Below are 12,863 nucleotides of genomic sequence, written 5' to 3' on the forward strand. Positions count from 1 at the left end.
AAGTGTTTTGTCGAATTCAAGAACAAATGGCTCTCGGCGTGGCGGGCCGGACTTGCCGCCGGCGCGACATCCGGTTATGTTTATCTCGCCAACAAATCATCGATGACGCTGAAAGGCGGATCACCCATGGCCAGCGCGCCCACCCGCGACGACAAGTTCTCCTTCGGCCTCTGGACCGTGGGCTACAACGGCACCGACCCGTTCGGCGGCCCCACCCGCAACGCGCTCGACGTGGTGCACGTCGTCGAGAAGCTCGCCGAGCTCGGCGCCTACGGCCTCACCTTCCACGACGACGACCTGTTCGCCTTCGGCTCCTCCGACGCCGAGCGGCAGACGCAGATCGACCGGCTGAAGGGCGCGCTCGCCGACACCGGCGTCATCGTGCCGATGGTCACGACCAACCTCTTCTCGGCGCCCGTCTTCAAGGACGGTGGCTTCACCTCCAACGACCGCCAGGTGCGCCGCTTCGCGCTCCGCAAGGTGTTCCGCCAGCTCGACCTCGGCGCCGAGCTCGGCGCGAAGACGTTCGTCATGTGGGGCGGCCGCGAGGGCGCCGAGTACGACTCGGCCAAGGACATCCGCTCGGCCCTCGAGCGCTACCGAGAGGCCGTGAACCTGCTCGGCGACTACGTCACCGACAAGGGCTACGACATCCGGTTCGCCATCGAGCCGAAGCCGAACGAGCCCCGCGGCGACATCCTGCTGCCGACCCTCGGCCACGCGATCGCCTTCATCGACTCGCTCGAGCGCCCCGAGCTCGTGGGCCTCAACCCCGAGGTCGGGCACGAGCAGATGGCGGGCCTCAACTTCGCCGCGGGCATCGCCCAGGCGCTCTACCACGGCAAGCTCTTCCACATCGACCTCAACGGCCAGCGCGGCATCAAGTACGACCAGGACCTCGTGTTCGGCCACGGCGACCTGCACGACGCGTTCGCGCTCGTGGACCTGCTGGAGCACGGCGGCCCCGGCGGCGTGCCGGCCTACGACGGCCCGCGCCACTTCGACTACAAGCCCTCGCGCACCGAGGACGAGACCGGCGTGTGGGAGTCGGCCGCGGCGAACATGCGCACCTACCTGCTGCTGAAGGAGCGGGCGGCGGCGTTCCGCGCCGACCCCGAGGTGCAGGAGGCGCTCGCGGCGGCGCGCGTCGACGAGCTCGCGCAGCCGACCCTCGGCGAGGGCGAGACCTACGACGACTTCCTCGCCGACCGCTCGGCGTACGAGGACTTCGACCCGTCGGCCTACCTCGGCGGCAAGGGCTTCGGCTTCGTCCGCCTCCAGCAGCTCGCCACCGAGCACCTGCTCGGCGCGCGCTGACCCCCGACGTCGCTGGGGATGATGTGATGACGCTCGTCGCCGGCGTCGATTCGTCGACGCAGTCGTGCAAGGTCGTGATCCGAGATGCCGCGACCGGGGCGCTCGTGCGCTCCGGCCGCGCCGCCCACCCCGACGGGACCGAGGTCGACCCCGCCGCCTGGTGGGGCGCGCTCCTCACCGCGTTCGCCGACGCCGGCGGCTTCGAGGGCGTCGCGGCGATCTCGATCGCCGGTCAGCAGCACGGCATGGTCGTGCTCGACGCGGAGGGCCGGGTCATCCGCGATGCCCTGCTCTGGAACGACACGCGCTCCGCGCAGGCCGCGCGCGACCTCATCGACGAGGTCGGGGCCGCGGCGTACGCCGAGCGGACCGGTGTCGTCCCCGTCGCCTCGTTCACCGCGACGAAGCTGCGATGGCTGCGCGACGCCGAACCCGGGAACGCGGCGCGCATCGCGGCCGTGGCGCTCCCCCACGACTGGCTCACCTGGCGGCTGCGCGGCTTCGGGCCCGCCGATGAGTCACCGCTCGGGCCGGTGCTCGAGGAGCTCGCGACCGACCGCTCCGACGCCAGCGGCACCGCGTACTGGGGCGCCGACGGCTACGACCGCGACCTGCTGGTGCGTGCGCTCGGGCACGACGCGATCCTCCCGCGCGTGCTCGGACCCGGTGAGGCGGCGGGCCGGACGCCCGACGGCATCCTCGTCGGGCCGGGCGCGGGCGACAACGCCGGCGCCGCGCTCGGGCTCGATGCGGCCCCCGGTGACGTGGTCGTCTCGATCGGCACGAGCGGCACGGTGTTCGCCGTGACGGATGCCCCGGTCGCCGACCCCTCGGGGACCGTGGCGGGCTTCGCCGACGCGACCGGGCGATTCCTGCCGCTCATCGCGACGCTGAACGCCGCGCGCGTCCTCGACGCGACCGCCGGGCTCCTCGGCGTCGACCACGCGGAACTCGGCCGGCTGGCCCTCGAGGCCGAGCCCGGCGCATCCGGCGCCGTGCTCGTGCCCTACTTCGAGGGCGAGCGCACTCCGAACCTCCCCGACGCGACCGCCTCGCTCTCGGGGCTCACGCTCGCGAACACGACCAGGCCGTCGATCGCGCGCGCCGCGGTCGAGGGCCTGCTGTGCGGGCTCGCCGACGGGCTCGACGCGGTCCGCGGGCAGGGCGTGGCGGCGCAGCGCATCCTGATCATCGGCGGGGCGGCGCAGAACCCGGCCGTGCAGCTCGCGGCGACGCAGGTGTTCGACGTCCCGGTCGTGGTGCCGACCCCGGGCGAGTACGTCGCGGACGGCGCAGCACGGCAGGCGGCGTGGGCGCTGACCGGCGAGCGACCGGCGTGGCCGATCGAGGCCGGTGATCCGCTGCCGGTCGACACCCGCCCGGCGATCCGCGCACGCTACGCACAGGCGAGCGCACAGGCGCACTCCTCCGCCTCAGGGTCGTCGGACCCGGCGGGACCCGACGTCGGCGCGTAGCATGGGACGTGGACGTCGCCGTCCGACGACGCCCCTCCGACCGACCAGGAGGATCGATGATGATGTCCGAACCCGACGAGGCCCGCGGAACCGATCCCGACGACGTCGAGGGAACGTACACCGAGGTCGAGGGCGAGGCACCGCGGAAGCGGACCGTCGAGGGCGAGTACACGCGCCGCAACGGCGTCGACGAGGACGAGTCCGTCGTCGGCGACTACACCTCGACGGCCGAGCACCCGGAGGTCCACCCGGCGTCCGAGGAGCACGGGGAGTACACGCGCGAGGAGCCGCCGAAGCCGCACCCCGGCAAGCACAAGGTCTGAGCCTCGCGTCGATCTCGCGCGGGCGCGAGCCCGCGCGAGCGGTCGAGTGCGCCTCGGCTCAGCTGGCCGGACGTGCCAGTTCCGCGCCCGCGGCCTCCAGCCAGCGGAGCGGGTCGGCCATGGCGGCCGCTCCCCCGCCGGCGAGGTCGGTCAGCGACGCGGATGCCGCGAACGCCGACGCATCGGCGTCGATCGCGCCCGCCACGAGCGCGACGCGCACGCCGGCGGCATCCGCGCGCGCGGCGACCTCGCTCGGCACCTTCCCGGCGGCGGACTGCCCGTCGAACCGGCCCTCGCCCGTGATGACGAGCGACGCGCCGTCGAGCGCCTCGGCGAGCCCGATCGCGTCGGCGACCGCCGCGGCGCCGCCGGCCATGTGCGCGCCCCACACGAGCAGCCCGAACCCGGTGCCGCCCGCGGCGCCCGCCCCGGCGGCATCGGCGAACGCCGCGCGGTCGGGCATCGCGCGCACGAGCCGGCCGAGGTTCCGCTCGAGCGGCTCGACCTCGTCGGGCGTCGCGCCCTTCTGGGGTCCGAAGATCGCGGCGGCGCCGAACGGGCCGAACAGCGGGTTGGTGACGTCGCTGAGGATCGCGGCACCGCCGGCGGGCCGTTCGCGCAGGCCCGACAGGTCGACCCGCACGATCGCGCCGAGTCCCCGGTTGCCGGCGGGGACCGGCCACCCGTCGGCGTCGAGGAACCGCCCGCCGAGCGCAGCGAGCGCGCCGGCGCCGCCGTCGGTGGACGAGCTGCCGCCGATCGCGAGGAGCACCCGGTTCGCGCCGCCGTCGAGTGCCGCCGCGATCGCCTGCCCGAATCCGATGGTGTGCGCGTCGAACGGGCGGAGCGGGTCGAGCAGCGTGATGCCGCTCGTGAGGGCCAGTTCGACGAGCGCGCCGCCGTCGGGCAGCCGCAGCCATGCGGCATCCACCGGCCGGTCGTCGGGGCCCTTGACGGTGACGGGCACGCGGACGGCGCCGGCGACCGACGCCTCGAACGCGTCGAGCGTGCCCTCGCCGCCGTCGGCCATCGGCTTCAGCACGAGCTCGTCGTCGGGGGCGACCGAACGCCAGCCGCGCGCGAGTGCCTCGGCGGCCTCGGCGGCGGTCGTGGTGCCCTTGAACGAGTCCGGTGCGATGACGACGCGGCGGCTCACGCGGCGCCCGCCGTGGGTGCCGGCACGCGGCGCAGCCAGTCGATCGCGTTGGCGATGAGCGCGCGGTGCCCGGGCGAGTCGTACGACCGCGTGTCGTGGCCGAGCGCGTCGTACACGAGGCGCGACGGGCCGATCTCCCGGGCCCAGACGAGCGGGTGCCGGATGCCGTCCTGTTCGTGCTCCGCGATGGGCTCGATCACGTCGTGCAGGAGCAGCGAGCTGTAGCGCTCGTCCTCGAGCGCGAAGTCGTCGAGGCCCTCGCGGACGGCGTGGTTGCCGACGAGGTGCACGCGCGCGTCGCCGAACGGCGGATGCCACGACACGTCCCATTCCCATCGACCGCCGATCGCGCGGTCGAACGCCTCGACCTCGCGCAGGCTCGACGCGGCCGCGTGGACGGCGAGGATGCCGATGCCCCGGTCGAGCGCGGCGGCCAGCGGGCCGTCGTCGACCGCGGCCGGCTCGGCGTCGGCCGGCAGCGGCTCGCCGTCGATGCTCGAGCGATCCGGGTCGCCGGCGTTCACGACGAGCAGGGTCACGTCGTCTCCGAGCGTGCCGAGCGCCGCATCGACGTCCTCCCGGATCTCGACCTCGAAGCCGGCGTCGGCGACGAGCTCGGCCAGGCGCGCGCTCGTCTCGGCGTACGGATGCCACGGGTCGGCGTACCGCCCGGCTCCACTCAGGATCATGGCGCGCATCGGAACCTCCTCGTTCGGCTGCATCGTACGACCCTCAGTCGACGACCACCATGGCCCAGTCGTACGCGTCGAGCCGGACCCGGTCGACCCGATCGCCGCGCACGGCGTCGGTCCCCGCCACCTCGACCTCCACGGCCGGTCCGCCGTGGTTGACGAGCGTGAGGAGCGCGCCGCGGCGCGCCGCCTCGACGTGCTCGGGGAGCCCCGCGACGACCGGCTCCACCCCGGTCGTCGCGAGGAGTCGGTCGACGAGCGCCTGCGCGCCGGCCTCGTCGGGGATCGTGGCGAGGTAGCGGGCGGTGCCGCCGTGGTCGCCGACCTCGCGCCGCGTGAGCGCGGCGCCGCCGGCGCGGCGACCCTCGGTGAACGATGCCTCGACGTGCGCGCCGCCGGCGGCGTGCACCTCCTCCGCGAGCAGCGTGCCCGTTCCGGCGATGCCGTCGCCCGCGAACGGCGCCGTGCGCTCGCCCGGCACGCCGGGCGCGGCATCGGCCGGCACGAGCGCGCCGAAGTCCTCGATGCGGATGCCGCAGAGCGGCCCGAGCTGCGTCGCGAACCCGCCGTCGCGGAAGCGGTCGAATTCGTCGACGAGGTCGCTGAACGGCCCCACGAGCAGGTGCCCGCCCGCCTCGACGAACGAGGCGAGCGCGGCGGCATCCGCTTCTCGCACCAGGTAGAGCAGCGGCGCGATCGCGACGTCGTAGCCCTCGCCCACCCGCGCGGCCGGCACGATGTCGACCTGGATGTGACGTCGATGCAGCGCCCGGTACCAGCGCTGCACGACCGCGACGTAGTCGAGCGCGTTCTGCGGGTGGTCGGACGCCTCGACGGCCCACCAGTTCTCCCAGTCGAAGACGAGCGCGACGCGTGCATCGCGGGCCGTCGCGTCACCGGCCGGGAGCGGGGGCAGCGCGGCCAGCGTCCCGCCGAGGGCGACGACCTCGCGCCAGGTGCGCGTCTCGGTGCCGGCGTGCGGGAGCATCGCCGAGTGGAACTTCTCGGAGCCCGCCCGCGACTGCCGCCACTGGAAGAACAGGATGCCGTCGGCGCCGCGCCCGATCGCCTGCGCGCTGAGCGCCGCCATCTGCCCCGGCGCCTTCGGAGCGTTCGTCGGGCGCCAGTTGAGGGCGTTCGTCGACTGCTCCATGAGGATCCACGGCACCTCGGGCTTCAGCGAGCGGACCAGGTCGCGCTGGAACGCGGCCGCGCGGAACGACTCGGGGTCGTTCGGGTCGGGGTAGCAGTCGTCGCTGATGACGTCCATGTGCCGGGCCCACGCGCCGTAGTCGGCCGGCTTGAAGGCGCCCATGAAGTTCGTCGTGATCGGCTGCGTCGCGCCCGCGGCGCGGATGATCTCGCGCTCCATGAGGTAGCACTCGAGCAGCATGTCGCTCGTGAACCGGCGGAAGTCGAGCTCCTGCCCCGGGTTGCGCGAGTATGGCGCCTTGCGCGGCGGGAACACCTCGTCGAAGGCCTGGTACCGCTGCGACCAGAAGTCCGTGCCCCAGGCCTCGTTGAGGGCCTGCACGTCGCCGTAGCGGTCGGCGAGCCAGCGGCGGAACGCGTCGCGCGCGGCATCCGAGTAGTCGTGGTTGAGGTGGCAACCGTACTCGTTGTTCACGTGCCACATGACGATCGCGGGGTGGTCGGCGTAGCGCTCGGCCAGCGCCGTGACGAGTTCGGCCGCGAGGCGGCGGTAGACCGGCGACGAGGGCGCGAACTGCTGACGGCTGCCCGGCCAGTAGGTGGCGCCGTCCTCGTCCTGCGGGAGCATCTCGGGGTAGGCGGCCGTGGCCCACGGCGGAGGCGAGGCGGTCGCGGTCGCGAGGTCGACCGCGACGCCGCCCTCGTGCAGCAGGTCGATGACCCGGTCGAGCCATCCGAAGTCGAACTCGCCCTCGCGGGGCTGGATGCGCGACCACGAGAAGATGCCGAGGCTGACCATCGTGACGCCGGCCTCGCGCATGCGCGCGACGTCCTCCGGCCAGATCTCCTCGGGCCACTGCTCGGGGTTGTAGTCGGCGCCGTACTGCACGTCGGTGTCCTCCTCGGGTGTCTTCGAGCGGCGGGCGGATGCCTCCGGCCCGCCGCCGCAGCTCTGCATCATGCCGTGGGCGCCGGCCCCCGTACGGGAACCGGCGCCCACGGGGCCGGATCAGGTCAGCCCAGGATCACCTGCGCCTCGCTGAAGAACTGGCTCACCGCGTCGTCGACCGAGATCGCGCCGAGTCCGATCGACTTGCCGAGGTCCCAGAACGTCTGCTCGAGCGAGCCGTAGCCGACGACCGGGACCGGCGGCGCGTCGCCGATGCGGTCGGCGACCGAGTCGAGGTAGTCGGCGACCTGCGCGTCGACGCCCTCGAGGGTCGTGCCGGCGAGCTTCGTCTCGGAGGCGGGGAAGCCGAGCGTGGTGCCGAAGACCTCACCGGCCTCCTCACTGTTCACGACGAAGTCGAGCCACATCGCGGCCGCCTCGGGGTGCTCGGTGTCCTCCGAGATCGCCACCTGGAGGCCGGCCTGGCGGTAGAGGTCGGTGCCGCCGGGCACGTCGAGCGGCGGGGCCACGAGGGTCACGGACTCGGCGCCGGAGTCGGCCAGGTAGCCGCCGAGGAAGTTGCTCCAGCTCGCCTCGCTCGCCGTTCGGTTCGAGCCGAACCCCGAGATGGGGGCGATCTCCTCGAGCTGCTGCTGCGGGATCGCGACGCCGTCGCGCGCCTCGGCGCCCGAGTTCCAGAAGTCGCGCAGCTGGTCCTCGGTGAAGCCGAGCTCGCCGTCCTCGGTGTAGAGGTTGTCGCCCTCGGCGCGGAGCACGTTCTCGAACGTCTGGATGCGCTGGGTCATGTCGGTGCCGCCGTAGACCTCGCCACCGGTGGCCTCGGTCACCTCGGCCATCCACTCGGTGTACTCGTCGTAGGTCGTGCCGCCCGCGTAGGGCTCGACACCGGCCTCCTCGAGCAGGCCGTCGTTGAGGAACACCGCCCACGAGCTGTAACCGGTGGGGAGCGAGTACTGGGTGCCCTCGAGCTGGCCGGTCTGCTTCAGGCCGTCGTCGAACGCGTCGAAGTCGATGTACTCGGCGACGGTGTCGAGGTCGAGCAGCAGGCCCGGCTCAGCGTACTCGCGGAGGTAGGAGTCGGAGAACTGCCACACGTCGGGGAGGCCGCCGCCCGCCGCCTCGGTCTTGCGCTTCTCCCAGTACGAGGGGAAGTCGGTGAAGGTGCCGTCGATCGTGATGTTGGGGTGCTCGGCCTCGAAGGCCTCGATGAGCTGCCCGTAGCGGTCGGCGCGGTCGTCATTGCCCCACCAGGTGAAGTTCAGCGTCACCTCCTCCTCGGGGTCGTACTCGCCGCCGGCGTCGCCGCCGCCCGCGCATCCGGTCAGTGCGAGGGCCGCTGCCCCCGTGACCGCCGCCGCGGTGAGCCAGTGCCGGCCGTTCTTCCTCGTGAACATCGTCGTCCTCCGTGCTGTGGGTGGGGTGGTGCCGCACTCTGGGAAAGCGCTTCCCCGCACACTAGCGTGCAACGATTCAATCGTCAAGGACGGGATCTCGCCCCGCCCTGACGAGCCCGGTCCGGCCATCTCCCCGACTCCCGGCCGGGCTTCGGGAGGAATTCCTGCTCGACACGCCGCCGAGCGCGGGCCGACAGGCCGCGCACCGGCGAGATCTTCCTCCCGAAGCGCGCCGGACGTGCACCGCGCGGCCCCGCCGGACGGGCTTCCCACCCCGCCCGACGGTCGTCGAGACCGGTACGCGCGGCCGCTCGGGTCGTCGGGCGACCGACGCAGTCCGTGCCGCTCCGGACGGCCCGCCGCCTGGACGGGCGTCAGTCAGGGGCGGGTCAGGCGTCGACGCCGTCGCGATGCCGCCGCCGCGGCCGCTCGGGCACGGCCACGATCGCGAGCGCCACGCAGCCGAGCGCGGGCACGACGAGCGGGAACAGCTGCCAGGTCACGACGACGGCGAACACCGCCGAGGCCACGAGGTACGCCGCACCGACCGGGTCGCCCGCCACGGCGCGCGGCACCGCGCGCAGTGCGCCCAGCCAGCCGAGCTTCGGCGTCCAGAGACCCGCCGCCGTGAAGAGCGCCAGGGCGAGCGCCGCGAGGCCGAGCCAGCCGACCGCCGCGACCACCGGGCCGCCGGGGAGCGCGCCGCTGTTCGCGAGGTCGATGTCGAGCAGCAGCACGAGCACCAACGCGACGGATGCCGCGCCCACGCCGATCCCGCCGGGGAGCGCGGCCCGCAGGTCGGCCCAGAAGAGCCCGAGCCCCGAGCCCTCCGCGAGCAGGTACCGCCGGAGGTGCCGGACGCCGGCCGCGAGCGCCGCAGGCATGGTCACGAGCGGAATGGACACGAGCGCGACGAGCACGCCCACGAGGAGCACCTCGCCGAGCAGCCCGAACGCGCTCGTGGCGCCCGGGAACCGCGCGGGCGCCGCGCCCGAGCGGACCGGACCGGAGCCCGATCGCTCGGCGCGGCGCGCGTCGCGTTCCGCGCGACCGCCTGCCCGTGACATCCGCTCGCCCCTAGCCCTTGAGCCCTTGGGTGGCGACGCCGTCGACGAGGAAGCGCTGGAAGACGATGAAGAAGATCAGGATCGGCAGCAGCGCGAGGAACGAGACCGCGACGGTCGCGCCGTAGTCCGACGTCGAGGTCTGGTCGTTGTAGAGGCGCAGGGCGACCGGGAGCGGGTACTGCTCGGGACTGTTCACGTAGAGCAGCGGGCCGAGGAAGTCGTTCCAGGTCCAGATGAACGTGAAGATCGCGGACGTGATCAGGGCGGGCTTGATGAGCGGCAGGATGATCGAGAAGAAGGTCCGCCAGTGCCCGGCACCGTCGATCCGGGCCGCTTCGTCCATGTCGCGAGGGATGTTGCGGATGAACTGGACGATCAGGAAGACGAAGAACGCCTCGGTCGCGAGGAACTTCGGCAGGATCAGCGGCCAGTACGTGTCAACGAGTTCGAGCTTCTGGAACATGATGTACTGCGGGATGATCACGACGTGGAACGGCAGCAGCAGCGTGCCGATCATGGCCGCGAACAGGATCCCGACGCCCTTGAACTGCACCCGGGCGAACGCGTACGCGGCCAGCGCCGAGGAGAACAGGGTGCCGATCACGGCCATCACGGCGATGAAGGTCGAGTTCGCGAAGAACCGCCAGAGCGGCACGCCCGCGATGCCCTCGAGCACCTTGAAGTAGTTGTCGATCGTCGGGTTGTCGGGGATCAGGCCGGGGTTCTGGCCGAACTCGCTGGATGGCTTGAACGTGGCGATGAAGAGCCACACGAGCGGGTAGAGCACGATCGCGGTCAGCGCGGCGAGCACCACGAACCAGATGATCGTGTTGATCGTCTTGCGCTTGATGCGGCGCCGTTCGGGGGCGGGCTTCTGGTCGAGCTCGATCTCGAGGAACTCGGGACGGGCGATCTCGCTGGTCGACGTGGTCATCGGTTGTCTCCCGCGTAGTGGACCCACGACTTCTGGGTCTTGAAGAGGATGGCGGCGATGATCGCGACCACGATCACGAGGACCCACGCCATCGCGGCGGCGTAGCCCATCTGCAGGTCGGCGAAGCCGCGCTTGTACAGGTAGACCGTGTAGAAGTTCGTCATGCCCGCCGGGCCGCCGGAGCCGTTGGAGATGATGTAGGCCGACGCGAACACCTGGAACGCGTTGATCAGCTCGAGCAGCAGGTTGAAGAAGATCACGCTGGAGAGCATCGGGAAGGTCACCGACCGGAACTTCCGGATCGGGCCGGCGCCGTCGACCTCGGCCGCCTCGTAGAGCTCCCGCGGCACCTGCTTCAGGCCGGCGAGGAAGATCACCATCGGGGCGCCGAACTGCCACACCGCGAGCAGGATCATCATCGGCAGCACCAGGGCGACGTTGCCGACCCAGCCGCCGATGTCGAGGCCGAAGAAGCTGAGCGTGTTGTCGACCGGGCCGTCGGTGGAGAACATCGCCCGCCACACGATCGCGACCGACACCGATGCGCCGATCAGCGACGGGGCGTAGAACGACGAACGGAAGAACGTCGACCCGCGGTCGCGGTAGTTCAGCAGCATCGCGACGCCGAGGGCCGCGGCGAGCTTGATCGGGGTGCCGACGAGCACGTAGACGAGCGTGATCTGCACCGACTGGATGTACTGCGGGTCCTCCGTGAACATGCGCACGAAGTTGTCCAGGCCGATCCACTCGGGCTCGGTGAACAGGTTGTACTTCGTGAACGCGAGGTAGAGCGAGTAGATCATCGGCCCGAGGGTGAGGCCGAGGAAGCCGATCATCCACGGGAGGAGGAAGGTGTAGCCCGTCGCCGTCTCACGACGGTTGCGGACCTTCAGCCCGTGCCGCGTGGGGGTCTCGGGGCCGCGACGGCCCAGGAGGCGCGGACGCTTCTCCCGATCGGCCGTGACGATCGCTCTCGTCAGGGTGGTGCTCATGGTCTCTCTCCCGGTTCCGTGCCGAGGGTACCCCGGGTCCGGGCCGTCTGGGCCCGGACCCGGAGGATCCCTACTGGTTCAGGACGACGTCCATCTCGGAGAAGAACTGGCTCACGGCCTCGTCCACGGTGAGGGTGCCGAAGCCGAGCTCGGTGCCGAGCTGGCGGAACTTCTCCTCGAGGGTGCCGTAGCCGACGATCGGCACGGGCGGGGCGTCGCCGAGGCGGTCGCTGATCGACTCCTCGTAGGCGCGGATCTGCTCGCCCAGCGGGTCGAGCTCAGCGCCCTCGAGCATGGTCTCCGACGCGGGCAGGCCGCGGTTGGTGCCGAAGATGGCACCCGCCTCGGGGCTGTTCACGAGGAAGTTCACGAGCGTCGCGGCCGCCTCGGGGTGGTCGGTCGTCGCGGCGATCGAGTGCAGCATCGAGGGCTTGAGGTAGAGGTCCTGCGCGCCCTCCTCGGTGACCGGCGGGGCGATGAGGCCGAGCTCGGTGTAGCCCTCGCCGAGGTTGCCGAGGTACCCGGCGCCGAAGTTGTCCCAGGTCAGCTCGCTCGTGGTCTTCGCCGCGTCGAAGCCCGAGACCGGGTAGATCTCCTCGAGCTGCTGCTGGCTGATGACCGTGCCGTCCTCGCGGATCGAGTCGCCCTGCTCCCAGAAGGCGGCGAGGTCGTCCTCCGTGAAGTTCGGCTCGCCCTCGTCCGTGAAGAGGTCGTCGCCGCCGGCGCGCTGCTGGATCTCGAAGTTCTGGATGCGACCGGTCCAGTCCGTGCCGCCGTAGACCTCGCCGCCTGAGGCCTCGGTCACCTCGGCCATCCAGTCGTTGTAGTCCTCCCAGCTGCCGCCGGCGAAGTCGTCGACGCCGGCGTCCTCGAGCAGGACGGGGTTGGTGAACATGCCCCACGCGTTGGTCGAGGTCGGGATGCCGGTGGTCTCGCCGTTCACGACGCCGATCGAGAGGATGTTCTCGCTGAGCGGCTCGGTGTCGATGATGTTCCCGAGGTACGGCTCGAGGTCGAGCAGGAGGCCGTTCTCGGAGTACTGGCGGAGGTAGGAGTAGTCGAACTGCATGACGTCGGGGAGGCCGCCGCCGGCTGCCTCGGTCTGCCGCTTCTCCCAGAACTCGGGGAAGCCGAGGAAGGAGGAGTTGACCGTGATGTTGGGGTACTCCTCGTTGAAGGCCGCGATCGCCTGGTCGTAGAGATCGGCGCGGACGTCGTTGCCCCAGAAGGCGAGGTTGAGGGTCACTTCCTCGTCGGGGTCGTAGGTCGCGGCCGGCTCGGAGCCGCCGGAGCAGCCCGTCAGCACGAGCGCCGCGCTCGCCGTGACCGCCGCGGCGGCGAGTGCCGCGCGTCGGGTTCGGATGTTGAACATCGTTGTCCTCCCGGAAACGTCTCTGTCTGCCTGGTGCATTCACGCTGGGTGGGAAAGCGCTTCCCCAAATGTAGCCCCA

11 protein-coding genes are annotated in these 12,863 nt (G+C 71.8%); 3 read left to right on the top strand and 8 right to left on the bottom strand.

Translation table 11 applies throughout. The annotated features are described in order from the left end of the window. Nucleotides 1-126 precede the first annotated feature (126 nt). The 3 genes from xylA (at nt 127) to ABME02_RS00895 (ending at nt 3,115) form a co-directional block, all read left to right on the top strand. Nucleotides 127-1,317, top strand: coding sequence for a xylose isomerase (gene xylA / locus ABME02_RS00885; protein WP_353813374.1), 1,191 nt, complete (start codon nt 127-129; stop codon nt 1,315-1,317). A 26-nt stretch (nt 1,318-1,343) separates the two neighbouring features. Further along, on the top strand, nt 1,344-2,792 hold the full coding sequence (locus ABME02_RS00890) for a xylulokinase (RefSeq protein WP_353813375.1): 1,449 nt from the start codon (nt 1,344-1,346) through the stop codon (nt 2,790-2,792). 62 nt (nt 2,793-2,854) lie between these two features. Continuing rightward, nucleotides 2,855-3,115, top strand: a complete 261-nt coding sequence (locus tag ABME02_RS00895) for a hypothetical protein (protein WP_353813376.1) — start codon at nt 2,855-2,857, stop codon at nt 3,113-3,115. A 58-nt stretch (nt 3,116-3,173) separates the two neighbouring features. Here ABME02_RS00895 and ABME02_RS00900 read toward each other — a convergent pair whose 3' ends face one another. From ABME02_RS00900 to ABME02_RS00935, 8 genes are all read right to left on the bottom strand, one after another. Beyond that, on the bottom strand, nt 3,174-4,271 hold the full coding sequence (locus ABME02_RS00900; protein ID WP_353813377.1) for a glycerate kinase: 1,098 nt from the start codon (nt 4,269-4,271) through the stop codon (nt 3,174-3,176). Continuing rightward, nucleotides 4,268-4,969 (bottom strand): ThuA domain-containing protein, encoded by a 702-nt coding sequence (locus ABME02_RS00905; protein ID WP_353813378.1) that lies wholly within the window; start codon nt 4,967-4,969, stop codon nt 4,268-4,270. The genes ABME02_RS00900 and ABME02_RS00905 overlap by 4 nt, the downstream gene beginning before the upstream one ends. A gap of 34 nt (nt 4,970-5,003) precedes the next feature. Beyond that, on the bottom strand, nt 5,004-7,076 hold the full coding sequence (locus tag ABME02_RS00910) for a beta-galactosidase (protein WP_353813379.1): 2,073 nt from the start codon (nt 7,074-7,076) through the stop codon (nt 5,004-5,006). Nucleotides 7,077-7,129: 53 nt separating this feature from the next. Next, entirely contained in the window at nt 7,130-8,419 is a 1,290-nt protein-coding gene (locus ABME02_RS00915; RefSeq protein ID WP_353813380.1) for an ABC transporter substrate-binding protein, read from the bottom strand. A 389-nt stretch (nt 8,420-8,808) separates the two neighbouring features. Next, on the bottom strand, nt 8,809-9,486 hold the full coding sequence (locus tag ABME02_RS00920; protein WP_353813381.1) for a hypothetical protein: 678 nt from the start codon (nt 9,484-9,486) through the stop codon (nt 8,809-8,811). A gap of 10 nt (nt 9,487-9,496) precedes the next feature. Then, nucleotides 9,497-10,420, bottom strand: a complete 924-nt coding sequence (locus ABME02_RS00925; protein ID WP_353813382.1) for a carbohydrate ABC transporter permease — start codon at nt 10,418-10,420, stop codon at nt 9,497-9,499. Further along, nucleotides 10,417-11,412 (bottom strand): carbohydrate ABC transporter permease, encoded by a 996-nt coding sequence (locus ABME02_RS00930; RefSeq protein WP_353813383.1) that lies wholly within the window; start codon nt 11,410-11,412, stop codon nt 10,417-10,419. Before ABME02_RS00930 ends, ABME02_RS00925 begins: the two co-directional genes overlap by 4 nt. Before the next feature lie 70 nt (nt 11,413-11,482). After that, nucleotides 11,483-12,784, bottom strand: coding sequence for an ABC transporter substrate-binding protein (locus ABME02_RS00935; protein WP_353813384.1), 1,302 nt, complete (start codon nt 12,782-12,784; stop codon nt 11,483-11,485). Nucleotides 12,785-12,863: the final 79 nt, after the last annotated feature.

Origin of the sequence: Agromyces zhanjiangensis (genome assembly GCF_040496055.1) — a bacterium.
Taxonomy (GTDB): domain Bacteria; phylum Actinomycetota; class Actinomycetes; order Actinomycetales; family Microbacteriaceae; genus Agromyces; species Agromyces zhanjiangensis.

Coding starts and splice junctions, on each gene's coding strand:
- xylA (WP_353813374.1), top strand. CDS start 127: ATGGCCAGCGCGCCCACCCGCGACGACAAGTTCTCCTTCGGCCTCTGG.
- ABME02_RS00890 (WP_353813375.1), top strand. CDS start 1,344: ATGACGCTCGTCGCCGGCGTCGATTCGTCGACGCAGTCGTGCAAGGTC.
- ABME02_RS00895 (WP_353813376.1), top strand. CDS start 2,855: ATGTCCGAACCCGACGAGGCCCGCGGAACCGATCCCGACGACGTCGAG.
- ABME02_RS00905 (WP_353813378.1), bottom strand. CDS start 4,969: ATGCGCGCCATGATCCTGAGTGGAGCCGGGCGGTACGCCGACCCGTGG.
- ABME02_RS00910 (WP_353813379.1), bottom strand. CDS start 7,076: ATGATGCAGAGCTGCGGCGGCGGGCCGGAGGCATCCGCCCGCCGCTCG.
- ABME02_RS00915 (WP_353813380.1), bottom strand. CDS start 8,419: ATGTTCACGAGGAAGAACGGCCGGCACTGGCTCACCGCGGCGGCGGTC.
- ABME02_RS00920 (WP_353813381.1), bottom strand. CDS start 9,486: ATGTCACGGGCAGGCGGTCGCGCGGAACGCGACGCGCGCCGCGCCGAG.
- ABME02_RS00925 (WP_353813382.1), bottom strand. CDS start 10,420: ATGACCACGTCGACCAGCGAGATCGCCCGTCCCGAGTTCCTCGAGATC.
- ABME02_RS00930 (WP_353813383.1), bottom strand. CDS start 11,412: ATGAGCACCACCCTGACGAGAGCGATCGTCACGGCCGATCGGGAGAAG.
- ABME02_RS00935 (WP_353813384.1), bottom strand. CDS start 12,784: ATGTTCAACATCCGAACCCGACGCGCGGCACTCGCCGCCGCGGCGGTC.